Genomic DNA, 18,251 nt, shown 5'->3' on the forward strand with positions numbered 1-18,251 from the left:
CAACGAGCAAAGAGACAAGCATGTGGATTATTATGGTTCGATGGAGCATATTCATCGCTTTCGAATGATCCCCGTGGTTATTGCCCTATCCTTCGCGACAGCCTTCGGCGGAGCACAGGCAAAACCGCCCGCCTCACCTACTTCAAACGGATCCAATCCGCCACCACCTAACGCCAAACTGGATGGCAATCTTTTCTACGAAATTTTGCTGGGTGAAGTAACCACACGAACCGGAGACCCGGGGGCTGGCTATGCTCTGATTCTGGACGCGGCACGGCGCTCTAGAAGCGAACAACTCTACCAAAGAGCTGCGGACATTGCTCTGCAGTCACGCTCTGGCGAATACGCCCTGGCAGCAGCAAAAGCATGGCAGGAGGACCATCCTCAGTCGCGAGAGGCCAACCGCTACGTACTACAGATACTGATTGCACTCAACAAGGTGGGAGAAACAGCAGGCCCTCTGCGCCAGTTCATTGAACAAGCACCGCTTCCGAACAGAGTGGGCATTCTGAGTGCCGTACCGCAAATGTACGGACGTATTGCCGACAAGGCTGCCGCAGTGAGCGCTGTGAAAGAAGCGTTGAAAGGTGAACTGGAAAACCGTTCTACAGGAGCCGCAGCATGGATCTCACTAGGACGCCTGCAACTTGCCGCCGATGACAAAGCCGCATCCCTGCAGAGTCTTGCCAAAGCAAAAGCCATGGATCCGACTTATGAGGGTCAGGCAAGACTCGCGCTGGAACTCATGGACGAAGGAATCAGCGCGTCCGAGCCTTTCGTACAAGATTATTTGGAGAAACACTCCAATACAGAGGTTCGCATGCTGTATGCGAGGGTACTACTGAGCCGTTCAAACTTCTCTGCAGCATCCGACCAGCTCACCAGGGTGACGCAGGAAAAGCCCGATATGCCGGAAGCCTGGCTCCTGCTCGCAAGCCTGCAGACCCAGAACCAGGAAATCCAACGTGCACAAGGATCATTGCGACATTTTTTTGAGCTAACAGATGCCGCTGGAGAGGCCCAACGCAACCAACGGCTGATGACACAAGCCTATGTGCTTGCAGCGCAAATTTCTGAAAAGCAAGGCGATTTGGAGGCCGCCCGCAGCTGGCTGGATCGGATTGAAAACGCTGGAGAGATTTTCAGCGTGCAACGGCAGCGCGCTTCCCTGCTTGCCAAACAGGGCCAACTCGCTGAAGCACGGACGCTTTTGCGCAATCTACCTGGCAGTACGGCAGACGAACGTCGCCTGAAACTTTTGGCGGAAGTGCAACTGCTCAAGGACAGCGGGGAGAATGAGCAAGCCTACAGACTGCAAAGCGAAGCGATTGCCCTCACCCCTGAGGACAACGATTTGGTCTACGACCAAGCCATGCTTGCGGAAAAGACTGGCCGGCTGGACGAGATGGAGACGCTCTTACGGCAAGTGATCGCGCGCCAGCCTGACTACCATCATGCATACAACGCCCTGGGATATTCCTTTGCCGACCGAGGAGTAAGACTGGAAGAGGCCAAGAGACTGATTCAAAAAGCATTGGAATTTGCGCCGGAGGACCCCTTCATCACCGACAGTCTGGCCTGGGTCGAGTTCAGACTGGGAAACAAGGGCGAGGCAGTACGCCTTTTGCGCTTCGCTTTTGCGAAAAAACCTGATTCAGAGATCGCTGCACACCTGGGCGAAGTTCTCTGGAGCCAAGGAAACACGAGCGAAGCAAAAGCCATCTGGCAAGAAGGTTTACGACTCAACCCAAACAATTCAACACTGAAGGACACGCTCAAGCGCCTCGGAGTGTCGCTTTGACCCCCTCTCACGCCACCGAACACGGCAAGCGGTCTTCAGCCCAGCAACGGCGTACGCTCCTCGCAGCAGGCACGGCCGGTCTGCTGGGGCTCAGTCTATTCGGCTGCACCTCTGCGAGCTTGGTCGCGAAGCCCGAGCGGCCCTATTGGTCTGGGCGCCTAGCACTGCAGATGGAGGAGGAAAGCGCGCAGTCTTTTTCCGCCTTGTTTGAGCTTGAGGGCTCCGAAGATCAAGGCGAATTGATCTTGCTGAGTCCCCTCGGCAACACCCTTGGCAAATTGAAGTGGAGCTCCGAAGGCGCAACGCTACAGACAGGCCAACAGCAACAGACCTCGCACTCACTCGATGCACTGCTCGCCCAGGTCACGGGAGAAGCCATCCCAATCAAGGCGATTTTTGATTGGCTACGCGGTATCGAGACAAATGCAGCTGGTTGGGTAGCCGATCTGAGCGCACTCTCGCAAGGGCGCATCACCGCGCAACGTTCAGACCCCAAGCCCAAGGCTATCTTGCGCATCGCCTTTTCCCATTAGTCTTTTCTCATGCTTGCGCTTTACGACGTACCAGCCCCCGCCAAACTGAATTTGTTCCTGCACATCACGGGCCGCAGAGACGATGGGTACCATCTGCTGCAATCTGTCTTCATGCTGATTGATTGGTGCGACACGCTGCACTTTGAGATCCGCGCCGACGGGCAACTCAGCCGGGAAGACATCAATACGCCACTGCCGCCCCTTGATCTCGTGCTGCGTGCCGCCCACGCGCTCAAGGAAGCCACAGGCTGCCGGGCTGGCGCGCACATCGGAGTCTACAAAAGCATCCCCGCCCAAGCAGGCATGGGTGGCGGCTCGTCCGATGCGGCGTCTACCCTGATCGCACTGAATCGTTTGTGGAAGTTGAAACTAACGGGGTCGGAGCTTGAACGTATTGGCCTCACGCTGGGCGCCGACGTACCGTTCTTTCTGCGAGGCCAGAACGCCTGGGTGGAAGGAATTGGTGAGACAATACGCCCGCTTGAAAAGCGTGAACAGCCGCCCAGCAGCCAGTTTGTGGTGATCAAGCCAGAAGCGGGATTGGAGACAAAAGCAATTTTTTCTTCCAAGCTTCTAAAACGTGATTCTGAACATGCTACAATCTTAGGCTTTGCTGCAGCACACTACGATTTCGGTCGTAACGACTTGCAGCCAGTCGCAGAAAGTCTGTGTCCTGAGGTAAAAAAAGTCATCAACTGGCTTAAATCCAAAGGATTACATGCTAGAATGACGGGCTCGGGTAGTGCAGTGTTTGTACAAATGCCAAACAAAGTTAATTTTCAAGATGCGCCAAGCGCATGGAAAATTAAAACGTGCGGCAATCTGATGATTCATCCTCTGGCAGGGTGGGTTGCAGAGTCGAATTAAGGCTGACTGTCATCGACAGTTGACCTGTGTAGGGGAGTCGCCAAGCTGGTTAAGGCACCGGATTTTGATTCCGGCATGCGAAGGTTCGAATCCTTCTTCCCCTGCCAAATTTCTTCCGCGTACGGGCTTTTTTTTCAGACTGCTGGGACGCTCATGCAAGCCAACCAACCCGACTTCATGGTTTTCACCGGCAATGCCAATCCTGGCATGGCAGCTGAAATCGCCAAACACCTAGGCACCCAACTGGGCGCAGCCGATGTGGGTCGCTTCTCTGACGGTGAAGTCACCGTCGAAATCAAACAAAACGTCCGTGCTCGCGATGTCTTCGTAGTGCAATCCACTTGCGCTCCTACGAACGACAATCTCATGGAACTGCTGATCATGGTTGATGCGCTCAAGCGTGCATCGGCCGAGCGCATCAGCGCCGTGATCCCCTACTTTGGCTACGCTCGCCAAGACCGTCGCCCTCGCTCTACACGTGTGCCAATCACCGCCAAGGTGGTGGCCAACATGCTGCAAGCTGTGGGTGTGGCGCGTGTGTTGACCATGGATCTGCACGCTGACCAGATTCAAGGCTTTTTCGACATTCCGGTCGACAACATCTACGCTTCGCCCGTCTTGCTGGGCGATCTGCGCCAAAAGAATTACGAAGACCTGATCGTTGTGTCGCCTGACGTTGGCGGCGTGGTACGCGCACGCGCTTTGGCCAAGCAACTGGGTTGCGATCTGGCCATCATCGACAAGCGTCGCCCCAAGGCCAACGTCTCCGAAGTGATGCATGTGATCGGTGAGATTGAAGGTCGCAACTGCGTCATCATGGACGACATGATTGACACGGCGGGCACACTGGTCAAAGCCGCTGAAGTGCTCAAGGAGCGTGGCGCTAAGAAGGTGTACGCCTACTGCACGCACCCCATTTTCTCGGGTCCTGCCATCGAACGCATCTCCAAGGGTTCTGCCCTGGATGAAATCGTGGTGACCAACACCATTCCCCTGAGCGAGTCTGCCAAGGGATGTACCAAAATTCGCCAATTGTCTGTGGCACCGCTGATTGCAGAAACAATCCAGCGCATCGCCAAGGGCGAGTCGGTGATGAGCCTGTTCTCCGAGCAAGACGACAGTTGACACTGTGGTGCTTCCCCATGGCGGGCGGCACGCAGCATCGGTGTTGCACCAAGCCTCCTTCGGGAGGCTTGTCTGTTCGGGAACAACCCCTGGCTTGTACAGCGTCCATACGCCAACAAGCCTTTTTTAAACAGGGAACGACTGGTCGCGGTCGACCCTTTTCAGGAGCTAACTATGAACTTCGTCGCTTTTGAGCGCGCCAAGCAGGGTACGGGTGCGAGCCGCCGTCTGCGTATTTCGGGCCGCACGCCTGGTATCGTCTACGGTGGTTCCGCCGAACCCCAACTGATCGAAGTGGACCACAACGCTCTGTGGCACGCCCTCAAGAAGGAAGCGTTCCACTCCAGCGTGCTGGACATGGAAGTGAACGGCAAGACCTCCAAGGTTCTGCTGCGCGACGTGCAATACCACCCCTTCAAGCAACTGGTGCTGCACATCGACTTCCAGCGCGTGGACGAAAAGACCAAGCTGCACATGAAGGTGCCACTGCACTTCAGCGGCGCTGAAGAGTCCCCAGCCGTGAAGGTGGACAAGTGCATGGTCAACCCCGTCGTGAACGAACTCGACGTGACCTGCATGCCTTCCGACCTGCCAGAGTTCATCGCTGTGGACCTGTCCAAGCTGGAAAAGGGCACTTCCCTGCACCTGAAGGACATCAAGCTGCCCAAGGGCGTGAGCGCTGTGATCCGCGGCAACAAGCAAAACCCTGTGCTGGTGTCCGTGGTGGCTCCAGTGGTTGTGGTGGAAACCCCTGCTGACGCCGCTCCTGCAGCCGATGCCAAGGGCAAGGGCAAGGGCAAGAAGTAAGCCTCGGCTTCTGCTTGAATCCTCCTATGCCAACCTCTTCGCGGGGTTGGCCACCAAAACGGTCCACCTCGGTGGGCCGTTTTTTTTGAGCACCACCACCGATAATTGTTCGCATGATCAAGCTGTTTGTGGGCCTGGGCAATCCTGGGTCAGATTACGAGGCCACGCGCCACAACGCCGGGTTCTGGTGGATTGATGCGCTGGCACGCGAGTTGAAGGTGAGCCTGGTACCCGAGCGCAGCTATTACGGGCTGGCGGGCCGCACCAGCGTGAATGGCCAAAGCGTGTGGCTGCTCCAGCCGCAGACCTTCATGAACCTGTCGGGCAAGTCGGTGGCCTCGCTGGCACGCTTCTTCAAGATCCAGCCGGAAGAGATTCTGGTGGTGCACGACGAGTTGGACTTGCCCCCAGGGCAGGTGAAGCTCAAGCGTGGCGGCAGCCATGCGGGGCACAACGGGCTGCGTGATATCCACGCCCAACTGGGTTCGCCCGATTACTGGCGCCTGCGCATTGGCATTGGCCACCCCGGCGAAAAGTCGGAAGTTGCCAACTGGGTGCTCAAAAAACCCGCGCCCGACCAGCGCACGCTGATTGAAGACAGCATTGCCCATTCGCTCAAGGCACAGACGGCCATGCTCGCAGGTGAAATGGACAAGGCCACCTTGCTGGTGCACACCACCAAGCCGCCGCGGCCGAAGCCACCGCGCCCCGCTGCGGCAGCTTGACGATTGATTTGCTATTTTTTTGATAGCTGCTAGCGCTTTCTGTATAAGCGCTAGAGCCCTAAAACACTGTGAACTACTGGCACCCGGCCATTCACGACTTCGCTGCTTGCAGTCGCTGAAACTTCTGCCAAAGGGTTTCCCGGCTTTCGACATGCTGGGGGTTCACCGGTATGCAGGCCACAGGGCAAATCTGCACGCACTGCGGCTCGTCAAAGTGCCCTACGCATTCGGTGCACTTGCTGGGGTCGATCTCATAGATCTCCTGCCCCAGATAAATCGCATCGTTGGGGCACTCGGGCTCGCAGACATCGCAGTTGATGCATTCATCGGTGATCATCAACGCCATGCGCAGGTCTCCAGCAGGGTCAGTACGGACTTCATGCCCCCGATTATCCCGCGCACCCGCGCCCACAGCCAAACCGCCCCTGCAACCCAGTGACCGCAGCAGGGGTGCTTTGCCGGTATGCTGCGCATGCACACGAACTAGCGCCTCCCCCGCCAACGACCACTTCACTTCTCTATGGGCCTGTTTCTCCTCAAACGCCTGTTGACCCTCATGGCCACCTTGCTGGGAGCCTCGGCGGTGGTGTTCCTGGTGCTGGAAATTCTTCCGGGCAATGCGGCGCAGATGCTGATGGGCCCCGATGCATCGCCCGAGGCCGTGGCGGCCCTGGCCACCAAACTGGGCCTGGACCAACCGGCACTGCAGCGCTACGGTGACTGGATTGGCGGGCTGCTGGTGGGCAATATGGGTGAGAGCTACGCCTACAGCACCCCGGTGCTGGACCTGGTGCTGGAGCGGTTAGCGCTCACCATCCCGCTGGCGCTGCTGGCCATGGTCATCACCGCAGTGCTGGCCCTGCTCGCGGGCGTGTATGCCGCATCGCGCCACAACCGCTGGGGGGATGTGGGCGTGATGGCCCTGGCGCAGATCGGCATTGCCATCCCCAACTTCTGGTTTGCCATTTTGCTGATCCTGCTGTTTTCGGTGAAGCTGCAATGGTTTTCCGCCGGTGGTTTTCCGGGCTGGACGCAAGCCAGTGGCGGCAGCCCGCTCGAAGCGCTCAAGGCCCTGCTGCTGCCGGCCATTGCCCTGGCGGTCGTGCAGGCAGCTATCTTGGCGCGCATCACACGCTCTGCCGTGCTGGAAGTGCTGCGTGAAGACTTTGTGCGCACTGCGCGTGCCAAAGGTCTGTCGCAGCGCGCGGCACTGTGGGGGCATGTGCTGCGCAATGCCATGATCCCGGTGGTCACGGTGATGGGGCTGCAGTTTGCATCGCTGCTGGCAGGCACCATCGTGGTGGAAAACGTGTTCTACCTGCCGGGCCTGGGCCGGTTGATCTTCCAGTCCATCTCCAATCGCGATCTCATCGTGGTGCGCAACTGCGTCATGCTGCTGGCCGCCATGGTGATCGTGGTGAATTTTGTGGTGGACGTGCTGTACGCGGTGATCGATCCACGCGTCAAAGCCAGCGATATCTGAGCCATGAGCCTGTTGAAAGACTCCTCTCCGATAGCACCCGCCTCTGCCTCCACCGCCTCCGCAGGGGGGCAGGTGCCTTCGGCGGGTGCGGGTCCACGTGGGCAGCAAGGCTGGCATCGGGCCCTGCGCCACCGCAGCTTTGTGCTGGGTGCCGTGCTCACGATGCTCATGCTGGGCATGGCCGCCATCTCCTTAGTATGGACGCCCTGGTCGCCCTACGAGGTGGACTTGGCCGCCAAATTGCAGCCCCCTTTGGCCGCCCACTGGCTGGGCACCGATGCGTTTGGGCGCGACATCCTCTCGCTCCTCATGGTCGGTGCGCGCAATTCCATTCTGGTGGGTGTGATCGCCGTGGGCATCGGCATGGGCGTGGGCACGGCGCTGGGGCTGCTGGCGGCGGCACGCAAGGGCTGGGTGGAAGAAGCCATCATGCGCCTGGCCGACTTCACTTTTGCCTTCCCTGCCCTGCTGCTGGCGATCATGCTCACTGCGGTGTTTGGGGCGGGCATCGTCAACTCCATCATCGCCATTGGCATCTTCTACATCCCGACGTTTGCGCGGGTCACGCGGGCGTCGGCCAACGCCGTGTGGGCGCGCGAATACATCCTGGCCGCCCGTGCCTGCGGCAAAGGACCCTGGCGCATCACGCTGGAGCATGTGCTGCCCAACATCCTCTCGGTGCTGATCGTGCAGGCCACCATCCAGTTTGCGCTGGCCATCCTGGCCGAAGCAGCGCTGTCGTACCTGGGGCTGGGCACGCAGCCGCCAGAGCCCTCGTGGGGCCGCATGCTGAGCGAGGCGCAGACCCTCATGTTCCAGGCCCCCCTGCTGGCGGTATGGCCCGGCGTGGCGATTGCGCTGGCCGTGCTGGGGCTGAACCTGTTGGGGGACGGCCTGCGCGATCTGCTCGACCCTCGCCTTGCTCGCAAGCGTTGAACCAGCCCAGAAGACCACCAAAAACCCATGCCCCTGTTAGACGTATCCAACCTGCGCGTGCGCCTGCAGACCCACCGCGGCCCGGCCGATGCGGTGCGCGGCGTGAGCTTTGCGCTGGAATGCGGCGAAACCCTGGGCCTGATTGGCGAATCGGGCTGCGGCAAGTCACTCACCGCCATGGCGCTCATGGGCTTGCTGCCTGAAAGCGCAGAAGTCTCCGGCAGCATTCGCTTTGACGGGCAGGAACTGGTGGGCACCAGCGACACCGAGATGTGCCGGCTGCGCGGCCACCGCATCGGCATGGTGTTCCAGGAGCCCATGACGGCCCTCAACCCCGTGCACACCATTGGCCGCCAGGTGGCAGAGCCCCTGCGGCTGCACCTGGGCCTGGACAAGGCCACCGCGCGGCAGCGCGCCATTGCACTGCTGGACCGCGTGGGCATTCCCCAGGCCGCGCAGCGCTTTGATGCCTACCCCCACCAGTTCTCCGGCGGGCAACGCCAGCGCATCACCATTGCCATGGCACTGGCCTGCGGGCCCGATCTGTTGATTGCCGACGAACCCACCACGGCGCTGGATGTGACCATCCAGCAGCAGATCCTCGACCTCATCAGCGACCTGGTAGCCGAGCGCAACATGGCGCTCATCCTCATCTCGCACGACCTGGGGGTGATCTCTCAAAACGTGGACCGCATGCTGGTGATGTACGGCGGCAGCGTGGTCGAAAGCGGGCCCACCGCATCGGTCTTTGCCGCCATGGCCCACCCTTACACCCGGGGCCTGCTGGCGGCGCGGCCGCAGCTGGCACCCCGAACGGCGCAGCCCGTGCGGCTATCGACCATTGCAGGCACGGTGCCCGAGCTGGTGGACCTGCCCGCTGGCTGCCCGTTTGCCGGGCGGTGCGCCTTCACCGCACAGGCCTGCCACCACACCCGGCCTGAGGCCACGCTGGTCGCCCAGGACGCCGATGGCGACCACCTGGTGCGCTGCCTGCGCCCCGAGGCCATGTTGCCCGCCGCAAACCCTGCCCACGTTGTAGAGAGCGCACTGCCCGTGCATTCCCGTTCATGACTTCGCTCCCGCACACCCCAGCCTCGCAAGCGCCCACAGCCCCGCTGCTGGAAGTGACCGACCTGGTTCGCGAATACACGTTGCCGCGCGAGCACCTGCTGCGCCCGCCCGCCAAAGTGCAGGCACTCAAGGGCGTGAGCTTCACGCTGCACAGCGGACGCAGCCTGGGCGTGGTGGGTGAATCGGGCTCGGGCAAATCCACCCTGGCACGCACCGTGATGGCGCTGGACACGCCCACCTCCGGCAGCGTGCGGCTGCTGGGGCGTGATTTGCACCAGTTGCCTGCGGCCGCGCTGCGCGAGGCCCGGCGCGACTTTCAGATGGTGTTCCAGGACCCGTACGGCTCGCTGGACCCACGCCAGACCGTGGCGCGGATCGTGAGCGAACCGCTGCAAGCCCAGGGCCACACCACGCGGGCACAGCAGCGTGAGCAAGCCGCTGAACTGCTCGCCCAGGTGGGCCTGCGACCCCAAGACCTGGACAAATACCCACACGAATTCTCCGGCGGCCAGCGCCAGCGCATTGCCATTGCCCGCGCCCTGATCACCCGGCCCCGGCTCATCGTGGCCGACGAGCCCGTGAGCGCGCTGGACGTGTCGGTCCAGGCCCAGGTGCTCAACCTGCTGCAAGACCTGCAGCAGAAATTTGGCGTGAGCTTCCTGCTCATCAGCCACGATTTGGCCGTGGTGAACCACCTGTGCGACGAGGTCGTGGTGCTGTACCAAGGGCAAATCGTGGAGCGAGGGGCACCGTCCGATCTGTTCCACCACGCGCAGCACCCCTACACCCAGGCCCTGGTGGCTGCGGTGCCCCATGTGCAGCCAGGGCGGGCCCGTGCGCGGCGCATGGCTGCAGCAGCGATGGCATCGGGCAACCCGTAGGGCTTGCCAAGGCGGCCGCTGAAGTCGCATAGCAGTCAGTACGCCATGCGATACCGCGCGCTGTGCGCAACCAATGGTGTACAAAGCGCTTTCGCACATTGCCTGCAGCCTTCTGCCCAGATGCGCGCAGGTGTTGACTGAATTCCAAGTCTGCTCTTTGTCAGGAGTCGTTGAACATGCTGAATCGCCGATCCGTTCTTGCCACTGGCGCGCTGGCTGCCATTCCTCTGGCTGCGCCCGTCGGTGCCCTGGCGCAAAACCGCAAGGATGCGGTGGTGCTGGCCATGACCCTGGAACCCCCAGGCCTGGACCCCACGGCAGGTGCGGCCTCGTCCATTGCCGAGATCGTGCAGTACAACATTTTTGAAACGCTCACCAAGATCAACCCCGACGGCTCGGTCTCGCCCCTGCTGGCCGAGAGCTGGGAGGTCTCGCCCGACCTCAAGACCTACACCTTCAAGCTGCGCAAGGGCGTCAAGTTCCAGAACGGCGAGCCCTTCAACGCCGCTGCGGTCAAGTTTTCCTACGACCGCGCTGGCGGCGAGAAAAGCACCAACAAAGACAAGCGCACCTTTGCCAACCTGACCACGCAGGTGGTGGACGAACACACCCTGGTGGTGCTGAACAAAGACATCGACCCCGACCTGCTGTTCGCCCTGGGCCAGGCCACGGCCATCATCGTGGAGCCCAAGAGCGCCGATACCAACGCCACCAAGCCCGTGGGCACCGGCCCTTACCAGCTGGGCGCGTGGAACAAAGGCTCCTCGGTGGTGCTGACAGCCTGGGATGGTTTCCGGGCAGCAAGCGCCATCAAGCTGCGCCGCGCCACCTTCCGCTTCATCTCCGACCCGGCTGCGCAAGTCGCCGCCCTGCTGGCGGGAGATGTGGACCTGTTCCCCCGCGTCACGCCCCGCAGCGTGCCGCAGTTCAAGACCAACCCGCGCTTTCAGGTGCTGGTCAGCGGCTCGCGCGCCAAGACCATCCTGGCCATCAACAACGCTCGCAAGCCACTAGACGACGTGCGCGTGCGCCGCGCCATTGCCGCCGCCATTGACCGCAAGGCCGTGATCGAGGGAGCGGGCGACGGCTACGGCGCCCCCATCGGCAGCCACTACGTGCCAGGTGCGTTTGGCTATGTGGACACCACCAGCGTCAATCCGTTCGACATTGAAAAGTCCAAGAAGCTGCTGGCCGAAGCAGGCATCAAAACCCCGCTGGAGCTGACGCTGACCCTGCCGCCCACACCGTACGCGCGCCAGGGTGGCGAAGTCATCGTGGCGCAACTGGCCAAGGTGGGCATCGTGGCCAAGACGCAGAACGTGGAATGGGCGCAGTGGCTCAGCGGCACGTATGGCAACAAGAACTACGACCTCACGCTCATCTCGCACGTCGAGCCGTTTGACCTGGCCAACTTTGCCAAGCCCGACTATTACTGGGGCTACCAGTCGGCCAAGTTCAACGACCTGTTCAACCAGATCAAGAACGCAGCGCGCCCGCAAGACCGCGCCCGCCTGCTGGGCGATGCGCAGAAACTGTTGGCCGACGACGCCGTGCACGCCTTCTTGTACCAGCCGCAATGGATCACCGTGGCGAACAAGAACCTCAAGGGCTTGTGGAAGGACATGCCCGTGTTCGTGAACGACCTCTCGGCCCTCTCCTGGAGTTGAGATCGGGCACCCCCCTGAGTCGCTTCGCGCCTTCCCCCCGCTCTCGCATGGCTGCGCCATGCGGGCAGGGGGACGCAGCCATCGCTGCGGGGCGGCCCTTGCTCGGCTGCCTGCGACTGGGCCGCGCCAGTATCCAAGGCTACGAGCAGTGCCAGCGCGTTGGATACCTGAAATGCACGGAGCCATTAGCTCCCAAATAGATAGCTACTAGCGCTTTCTGGATAAGCGCTAACAGCCATTTTTACTTGTAAGACCCCGCCATGACCGCACTGCACGACCTGCCCGCCCCAGACCTGCTGGCCGCCTACCGCCAGCGCACGCTGTCCCCCGTGGAGGTCACGCAGGCCGTGCTGGCGCACATGGAGCGCTGGGAGCCCCACATCCGCGCCACCTACCTGCTGCGGCCTGAGCACGCTCTGGCGCAGGCCCGCCAGAGCGAAGCCCGGTGGCAGCGTGGCGAACCCCAAGGCCTGCTGGACGGCGTGCCCGTCACCATCAAAGAAAACATCGCCACCCAGGGCGACCCCACGCCGCTGGGCACCGCCGCCGTGCCGCTGGTGCCTGCGCTGGCCGATGCGCCCCCCGCCGCCCGCCTGCGCGAGGCCGGTGCAGTGATGGTGGCCAAGACCACCATGCCCGACTACGGCATGCTGTCTTCGGGTTTGTCGAGCTTTCACCCCCTGTCGCGCAACCCGTGGGATGTGAGCAAAGGCCCCGGTGGCTCCAGCGCTGGCGGTGGCGCCGCCGCCGCTGCGGGCTACGGCCCGCTGCACATTGGCACCGACATTGGCGGATCACTCCGCCTGCCCGCCAGCTGGTGCGGCATCTTCAGCCTGAAGCCCAGCCTGGGCCGCATTCCTATCGACCCACCCTACACCGGCCGTGCGGCAGGCCCCATGACCCGCACCGTGCAAGACGCCGCGCTGATGATGCAGGTGCTGAGCCAGCCCGACGCGCGCGACAGCATGAGCCTGCCCTACCAGCCCATTGCCTGGGGCGAATGCGACCAGGGCGTGCAACGCCTGCGGGGCCTGCACCTGGGCCTGCTGTTGGACGCCGGCTGCGGCCTGCCGGTCGAAGCCGAAGTGCGCGCAGCGGTAGAACACGCCGCCCGCTTGTTCGAGCAGGCAGGGGCACGCGTGACGTTGATGCAGCCCTTCATGACCCAGGCCATGCTCGACGGCATGGACCATTTCTGGCGCATGCGCTCGTACACCGACCTGCAGGCCTTGCCCGAAGCGCAGCGCGCCAAGGTGCTGCCCTACATCCGCGCCTGGGCCGAGAGTGCTGCGGGCATGACCGGCCCCCAGGTCTTCCAGGCCAGCCAGCAGTTCCACACCACGCGCGTGGCCACCGTCAAAGCGTGCAGCGGGTTTGATTACGTGCTCTCGCCCGTGGCCCCCATGCCCGCATTCGCGGCCGAGCTGCCCTCCCCCACCAACGACCCGCTGCGCCCGCTGGAGCACATTGGCTTCACGGTCCCGTTCAACATGTCTGAGCAACCTGCCGCTTCGGTCAACTGCGGCTACACCGCCAGCGGCCTGCCCATCGGGCTGCAGATTGCCGGCGCGCGCTTTGACGACCTGGGCGTGCTGCAGGTGGCGCACGCCTTCGAGCAGATCCGCGGCCCGCAACGCCCCTGGCCGCAGCCGCCCCAGGGCTGAAAACCTCTTTGCGCAAGGCAGCAAAAAGCCCCGGTGGCCTGCATGACCACCGGGGCTTTTTTGTGGGGCAAGGGGCGTATTCAGCGCCCCTCGCGCAGGTTCATCGCATCAGATCAACGCATGAAGTTGGGCAAGTCCATCACCCGGCCGTTGAGCTTGGCCTGGCCGCCTTCCATCTTCAGTGAGCTGGTCAGGTTGTCGCCCTCCTGGCGCACATAGCCTGCCGCCTGGGCCATGCCGATCATGCCGTCCACGTCTTCGCTCTTGAACTCCTCCTGGCCTGCGGCCTTGGCCAACTGGGGCAGCCAGGCCTTGGGCAGGCGCACGTCGGCATGGAAGGTCGCGTTCTTGAGCAGCACCGGTCCCCAGCCGGCCTGGGTCACTTCTTCTGCGGAAGGAGCACGGGTGATTTCGCCGCCGTAGGACACCTCGCCCTGCTGCCCGCCCAGCGTGGCCACAAACTTCATGGAATACGCGGGCAGCGCAGCCGCCAGGCGCTGGGCGTTGTCCGCCAGCAGGCCGAACAACTTGCCGCTGTCTTCTTCGCTCGCCATGGCCTTGAGGCCGTCTTTGCGGTAGCTCTCCACCATCGCCACCTGCAGGGTCTTGACCACGTCGGCATCAATGCGCTGGAACTTTTCTTCAAAGCCGATCGACTCAAAATCCACCGGCCCCACCAGGCCCTTGCCCTTGAGCGAGGAGGCCATGCTCAACAACTTGCCGCTGCGCTCGATGGTGGTGGTGCCCAGCAAATCCTTGAGGGCCAGCAGGGTGCTGGCCGTGCCGCCCTGAGGGGTGTTGCTGGCATCAATCTGCGCAAAACGGATAGTCCCCTTGCCGGGCGCCATCATCCACAGGTCGTCGATGATCTGGCTCTCGAAATCGCCGTTCATGCCCTTGAACGACATGGCGAAGCGGCTGGGCGCTTCGCCCTGTGCATCTTCCTCGTCCGACGCCTTCTTCACGCCCGAGAAGGCCAGCTCAGGCCACTGAAAGTTGCCTTTGACCTGCGTGCGGTCACCGCTGACGGAGAACTCGGTCTTCATCTCCTGCCAGCGCATCGTCACTTCTTCGTCACCCAGTTCGCCCGCAGGCACGATCAGCTTCATGTGGTGGCTGCCCGTGAGGCCGTGCACGGTGGTCAGCGTGGGGGCCTGCGCCTTGGCCAGCAGGGTGCCCGCCTTGGCGTCCAGGCCTTCCAGCGCAAAGCGCGACTCCACCACGGCGGCCGCCAACGTGCCACCCGCCAGGGGGCCGTGGCGCACCGCGCTGTTCACCACCACGCGCAAAGGCTGGGGTGCGGGCTCGCCGGCATCGGCCGAGGCAGGCGGCGTCCACTGCAAAACCACCTTGGCCTGCGATGTGAAAAATCCCTTTTGATAGTCCTGAGACACCACGGTCTCGGCGCCCAGCACCTTGCGCACTTCCTCCAGGGCTTCCTGGTAACTGGCCTGTGCCCGTTGTCCCAGGTACCAGGTGGCTCCCCCATAGGCCACCACTGCCAGCGCCACAGCGGCGCCCAAAGCTGTTTTCTTATTCATTGGATTGCTTGATGTAGTTAACCCCACCCCCCTCGGATGGTGCGCGGGAGAATACCAGCGCCTCCCATTCCCACACCTCTGCCCCTGCAAACTTGTGCAAGCAGATGTGCATTTGTAGGCATTCCGCTGCCAAAATCCGGCCGCGCAGCGCAGCCCCATGGGCAGAGCCCCACTTAACGCGCTGGGGCTTCTTTGAAACGGCTTGCGTTGACTCGGTGGCAATATCCGCTATCTTTGGGCCAGCAGCCCGGCATAACCGGGCGACTCGTCTCCCCCTTTCACGCACCCATCCAGCCACCCCATGGACCTTCTTCTCATGGCGATCCTCATCGCCTCTGGCACCTACATGCTCAATGCCAAAGAGCAACGCAAGCGCATCGCCATTCTGGGGATGCACCTGAGCCAATACCAAATCGAAAAGCTCATGGAGGCGCTGACCGAGGGCTACCTGCGCGCGCTGGGCGAAAACACCCCGGAGCGGCGCGAGCAGGTATGGGCCCTGCTGAGCACCACCGAGCAGCAGCTCAGCGAGCAATTCAACCGCTTTGCCGCCGACTTTGCCAAAGTAAGCGACGAAGATGCACGCGTGAGCCGCCTGCCCATCGCCCTGCCCTTTGCCGACAAGCTGTTTCCTGCCGCCACGTTTGACATGCGCAAGGCGCTGGCCATCCATGCCAAAGGCATCACCCACGTGATGCAGAACACCGGCCACCTCAGCGCCAAAGACCGGGCCTACATGATGACGGCCGAACTGTTCCTGATGCAGCACACCTGCCACTGGTACTGCAAGTCCAAGACCATCGCCTCGGCCCGCATGATGGCCCGCCACCAGACGCCGCACGAACAACTGGTCAACTCGGTGTCCGAGCCCACGCGCAAGGCCTACTTGGCGCTCATCCAGGGCCACTAAGGCGCCAAAGCCCCACCGGTTGCAACATGACCGCACCCCTCACCGACAGCCTGGGCAACCCCGTCACGCTGCGGGATGAAAGCAGCCTCGCGGCCATCAACGACTTTGTGGAGGGCTTCATCGCCTGCGAAGCCCGGGCCGTGAATGTGCTGCAAGCACAGGCCGATGCCAGCCCGCTGGTGCATGCCTATTGTGCGGCGCTGCACATGTTTGCCGAATCGGCCGACGCACCCCGCAACGCCCGTCCCTTCATCCAACAAGCCCGGGCCCACGCGCACCAGGCCAGCGAACGCGAGCAGCGCTGGGTGGCTGCTGTGGCCGCGTGGGTCGATGGCGACCTGCCCCGCGCCATCGCCCTGCACGAAGAACAGGCCCGCCTGCACCCGCGCGACCTGGCCTCGCTCAAGCTCGGGCAATACCACTGCTTCAACCGCGGCGACTCGCCCGCCATGCTGCGGCTGGCCCTGCAAGCGCAGCACGCCGCCGCCGATGTACCCTACCTGCACGGCATGCTGGCCTTTGGCTGGGAGCAATGCCACCGGCTCAAAGAAGCAGAAGCCGCCGCCCGCCACGCCATCCACCGGTGCCGCAAAGAGCCGTGGGCCCACCACGCACTGGCCCACGTCATGCTGACCCAGGGCCGCATTGCGGAAGGCATCGACTTCATGGCCAGCGTGAGCGACACCTGGACGGGCCTGAACTCCTTCATGGTCACGCACAACTGGTGGCACCAGGCGCTGTTTTTGCTGGAGCAGGACCGCCACGCCGAGGTGCTGGCGCTGTACGACCAGCAGGTCTGGGGCGTGGTCAAGGAATACACGCAAGACCAGATCAATGCCATCTCGCTCCTGGCCCGGCTGGAGCTGGCGGGCGCGGATGTGGGTCCACGCTGGGCCGACGTGGCCGACCACCTGGCCCTGCGCCTGGCAGACCATGTGCTGCCCTTTTTAGACCTGCAATACCTCTACGGCCTGGCCCGCGCCGGGCGCACAGAGGCAGCACGCGCGCTGCTTCACAACATCACCACGCACGCCGCCACCCGCACCGAGGCGCACGAATGCACCGTGTGGCGGCAGGTGTGCGTACCGACCGCCCACGGCCTGATGGCCCATGCGCAGGGCGACTGTGCGACAGCGGTGGAGCAACTGGGCACCGCCCTGCCCCGGCTGGTAGAGATTGGCGGCAGCCATGCGCAGCGCGACCTGTTCCACCAGATCTGGCTGGATGCGCTGCAGCGCAACGGCCAGTGGGCGGCGGTGCAGAACCTGCTGCAGCCGCTGTGCAACGCGCAACCACAATCCGCACGCCTGGCAAGGCAGGCGCGGCGGGTGAACCAGGCGCTGGGCTTGCCTGATCCAGCGCACCAAGACTTTGAATGATTTTGGCACCTGGCGCTTACGGGATAAGCGCCACCAGCTATTGATTCAATAGCAAAATCACCTCAGGCGTTCACTGACCCAACCCCGACTCACCAGCCATGGTGGTGCCGGGCCCGAGCGCGACGCTGGCACCGCCGATACTTGCCGCAGAACCCTGATGACATTGGACGCTGCATGACCCCCGCCTCCCCCCACATCCTGCAAGTACTCACCGGCACCGTGGCCCCGCTGGGCGCCGCTGGCAAGTCCTGTGCCATTGCCAAGCAGCCAGTGGCTGGCCCGGTAGCGATCGGCCCGCTGGGGCTGCGGGGCGATGCACAGGCCGACCTGCGCGTGCACGGCGGGCCCGACAAGGCGGTGCACCTGTACGCCTGGGCACATTACGCAGCATGGCGCGCAGAACTGGGCGCTGCCCCGGTGCTGCAAGCGCCGGGCGCGTTTGGCGAGAACCTGGCGGTGACAGGGCTGGACGAAGCGGGCGTTTGCATTGGCGACCACTGGCGCGCAGGGAGCGCGGTGCTGGAAGTCACCCAGGGCCGCCAGCCCTGCTGGAAGCTGAACCTGCGCTTTGGCGTGCCCGACATGTCGGCCCGCGTGCAAAACACGCTGCGCGCGGGCTGGTACTGCCGCACCCTGCAAGCGGGCGTGGTGCAGGCGGGCGATGCGCTGGAACTGCTGGAGCGGCCCCACCCCGGCTGGACGGTACAGCGCCTGCTGGCCCTGATCCGCGACCGTGAATGCCACCCTGCCGTGCTCAACGATGTGCTGGCGCTGCCGCTGCCACCCTCCTGGCACAAGCTGTTCACCCGGCGACGCGATCAGGGGCAGGCTGAAGATTGGTCTGCACGCCTGCGGGGGTAG

Annotated in this window: 17 protein-coding genes and 1 tRNA gene; 16 read left to right on the forward strand and 2 right to left on the reverse strand. The window is 62.8% G+C overall.

What is annotated here, in order from left to right; genetic code table 11:
- The first annotated feature begins 22 nt into the window (after window positions 1–22).
- From PQV96_RS15035 to pth, 7 genes are all read left to right on the forward strand, one after another.
- Complete coding sequence (locus PQV96_RS15035) at window positions 23–1,801, forward strand: tetratricopeptide repeat protein (RefSeq protein WP_207373760.1); 1,779 nt, start codon at window positions 23–25, stop codon at window positions 1,799–1,801.
- Window positions 1,798–2,334, forward strand: coding sequence for an outer membrane lipoprotein LolB (locus PQV96_RS15040; protein ID WP_242638098.1), 537 nt, complete (start codon window positions 1,798–1,800; stop codon window positions 2,332–2,334). Before PQV96_RS15035 ends, PQV96_RS15040 begins: the two co-directional genes overlap by 4 nt.
- Before the next feature lie 9 nt (window positions 2,335–2,343).
- Window positions 2,344–3,201 carry a 4-(cytidine 5'-diphospho)-2-C-methyl-D-erythritol kinase gene (gene ispE, locus PQV96_RS15045; protein ID WP_273623394.1) on the forward strand — a complete coding sequence of 286 codons (858 nt, stop codon included), beginning with the start codon at window positions 2,344–2,346 and terminating at the stop codon, window positions 3,199–3,201.
- Window positions 3,202–3,231: 30 nt separating this feature from the next.
- Window positions 3,232–3,308, forward strand: a tRNA-Gln gene (locus PQV96_RS15050).
- Between the two features lie 46 nt (window positions 3,309–3,354).
- Entirely contained in the window at window positions 3,355–4,326 is a 972-nt protein-coding gene (locus PQV96_RS15055) for a ribose-phosphate pyrophosphokinase (protein WP_044399591.1), read from the forward strand.
- Window positions 4,327–4,500: 174 nt separating this feature from the next.
- A complete protein-coding gene (locus PQV96_RS15060) occupies window positions 4,501–5,133 on the forward strand; it encodes a 50S ribosomal protein L25/general stress protein Ctc (RefSeq protein ID WP_273623395.1) in 633 nt (210 codons plus the stop codon).
- Between the two features lie 113 nt (window positions 5,134–5,246).
- Window positions 5,247–5,858 (forward strand): aminoacyl-tRNA hydrolase, encoded by a 612-nt coding sequence (gene pth, locus PQV96_RS15065; protein WP_273623396.1) that lies wholly within the window; start codon window positions 5,247–5,249, stop codon window positions 5,856–5,858.
- A gap of 91 nt (window positions 5,859–5,949) precedes the next feature.
- On the opposite strand, the gene PQV96_RS15070 is transcribed toward pth, so the two are convergent.
- Window positions 5,950–6,204 carry a YfhL family 4Fe-4S dicluster ferredoxin gene (locus tag PQV96_RS15070; RefSeq protein WP_044399600.1) on the reverse strand — a complete coding sequence of 85 codons (255 nt, stop codon included), beginning with the start codon at window positions 6,202–6,204 and terminating at the stop codon, window positions 5,950–5,952.
- Between the two features lie 174 nt (window positions 6,205–6,378).
- Here PQV96_RS15070 and PQV96_RS15075 point away from each other — a divergent pair, with 174 nt between their 5' ends.
- From PQV96_RS15075 to PQV96_RS15100, 6 genes are all read left to right on the forward strand, one after another.
- Entirely contained in the window at window positions 6,379–7,341 is a 963-nt protein-coding gene (locus PQV96_RS15075; RefSeq protein ID WP_066788129.1) for an ABC transporter permease, read from the forward strand.
- A 3-nt stretch (window positions 7,342–7,344) separates the two neighbouring features.
- Complete coding sequence (locus tag PQV96_RS15080; protein WP_273623398.1) at window positions 7,345–8,277, forward strand: ABC transporter permease; 933 nt, start codon at window positions 7,345–7,347, stop codon at window positions 8,275–8,277.
- Between the two features lie 27 nt (window positions 8,278–8,304).
- Window positions 8,305–9,348 carry an ABC transporter ATP-binding protein gene (locus tag PQV96_RS15085; RefSeq protein WP_273623399.1) on the forward strand — a complete coding sequence of 348 codons (1,044 nt, stop codon included), beginning with the start codon at window positions 8,305–8,307 and terminating at the stop codon, window positions 9,346–9,348.
- Window positions 9,345–10,229, forward strand: a complete 885-nt coding sequence (locus PQV96_RS15090; RefSeq protein WP_273623401.1) for an ATP-binding cassette domain-containing protein — start codon at window positions 9,345–9,347, stop codon at window positions 10,227–10,229. The genes PQV96_RS15085 and PQV96_RS15090 overlap by 4 nt, the downstream gene beginning before the upstream one ends.
- A gap of 176 nt (window positions 10,230–10,405) precedes the next feature.
- A complete protein-coding gene (locus tag PQV96_RS15095) occupies window positions 10,406–11,896 on the forward strand; it encodes an ABC transporter substrate-binding protein (protein ID WP_273623403.1) in 1,491 nt (496 codons plus the stop codon).
- 260 nt (window positions 11,897–12,156) lie between these two features.
- Window positions 12,157–13,560 (forward strand): amidase, encoded by a 1,404-nt coding sequence (locus tag PQV96_RS15100; RefSeq protein ID WP_273623404.1) that lies wholly within the window; start codon window positions 12,157–12,159, stop codon window positions 13,558–13,560.
- Window positions 13,561–13,673: 113 nt separating this feature from the next.
- Here PQV96_RS15100 and PQV96_RS15105 read toward each other — a convergent pair whose 3' ends face one another.
- Window positions 13,674–15,101, reverse strand: a complete 1,428-nt coding sequence (locus PQV96_RS15105; protein ID WP_273623405.1) for a YdgA family protein — start codon at window positions 15,099–15,101, stop codon at window positions 13,674–13,676.
- Between the two features lie 301 nt (window positions 15,102–15,402).
- On the opposite strand from PQV96_RS15105, the gene PQV96_RS15110 reads away from it, so the two are divergent.
- The 3 genes from PQV96_RS15110 to PQV96_RS15120 all read left to right on the forward strand — a co-directional run bounded on the left by PQV96_RS15110 (window position 15,403) and on the right by PQV96_RS15120 (window position 18,251).
- Entirely contained in the window at window positions 15,403–16,011 is a 609-nt protein-coding gene (locus PQV96_RS15110; protein WP_066696340.1) for a hypothetical protein, read from the forward strand.
- 26 nt (window positions 16,012–16,037) lie between these two features.
- On the forward strand, window positions 16,038–17,390 hold the full coding sequence (locus tag PQV96_RS15115) for a tetratricopeptide repeat protein (RefSeq protein WP_273623409.1): 1,353 nt from the start codon (window positions 16,038–16,040) through the stop codon (window positions 17,388–17,390).
- A gap of 174 nt (window positions 17,391–17,564) precedes the next feature.
- Window positions 17,565–18,251 (forward strand): MOSC domain-containing protein, encoded by a 687-nt coding sequence (locus PQV96_RS15120; protein ID WP_207373728.1) that lies wholly within the window; start codon window positions 17,565–17,567, stop codon window positions 18,249–18,251.

This window comes from Acidovorax temperans (genome assembly GCF_028596105.1).
In the GTDB taxonomy this organism is placed as follows: Bacteria; Pseudomonadota; Gammaproteobacteria; order Burkholderiales; family Burkholderiaceae_C; genus Acidovorax; species Acidovorax temperans.

Coding starts and splice junctions, on each gene's coding strand:
- ispE (WP_273623394.1), top strand. CDS start 2,344: ATGCTTGCGCTTTACGACGTACCAGCCCCCGCCAAACTGAATTTGTTC.
- PQV96_RS15055 (WP_044399591.1), top strand. CDS start 3,355: ATGCAAGCCAACCAACCCGACTTCATGGTTTTCACCGGCAATGCCAAT.
- PQV96_RS15060 (WP_273623395.1), top strand. CDS start 4,501: ATGAACTTCGTCGCTTTTGAGCGCGCCAAGCAGGGTACGGGTGCGAGC.
- pth (WP_273623396.1), top strand. CDS start 5,247: ATGATCAAGCTGTTTGTGGGCCTGGGCAATCCTGGGTCAGATTACGAG.
- PQV96_RS15070 (WP_044399600.1), bottom strand. CDS start 6,204: ATGGCGTTGATGATCACCGATGAATGCATCAACTGCGATGTCTGCGAG.
- PQV96_RS15075 (WP_066788129.1), top strand. CDS start 6,379: ATGGGCCTGTTTCTCCTCAAACGCCTGTTGACCCTCATGGCCACCTTG.
- PQV96_RS15080 (WP_273623398.1), top strand. CDS start 7,345: ATGAGCCTGTTGAAAGACTCCTCTCCGATAGCACCCGCCTCTGCCTCC.
- PQV96_RS15085 (WP_273623399.1), top strand. CDS start 8,305: ATGCCCCTGTTAGACGTATCCAACCTGCGCGTGCGCCTGCAGACCCAC.
- PQV96_RS15090 (WP_273623401.1), top strand. CDS start 9,345: ATGACTTCGCTCCCGCACACCCCAGCCTCGCAAGCGCCCACAGCCCCG.
- PQV96_RS15095 (WP_273623403.1), top strand. CDS start 10,406: ATGCTGAATCGCCGATCCGTTCTTGCCACTGGCGCGCTGGCTGCCATT.
- PQV96_RS15100 (WP_273623404.1), top strand. CDS start 12,157: ATGACCGCACTGCACGACCTGCCCGCCCCAGACCTGCTGGCCGCCTAC.
- PQV96_RS15105 (WP_273623405.1), bottom strand. CDS start 15,101: ATGAATAAGAAAACAGCTTTGGGCGCCGCTGTGGCGCTGGCAGTGGTG.
- PQV96_RS15110 (WP_066696340.1), top strand. CDS start 15,403: ATGGACCTTCTTCTCATGGCGATCCTCATCGCCTCTGGCACCTACATG.
- PQV96_RS15115 (WP_273623409.1), top strand. CDS start 16,038: ATGACCGCACCCCTCACCGACAGCCTGGGCAACCCCGTCACGCTGCGG.
- PQV96_RS15120 (WP_207373728.1), top strand. CDS start 17,565: ATGACCCCCGCCTCCCCCCACATCCTGCAAGTACTCACCGGCACCGTG.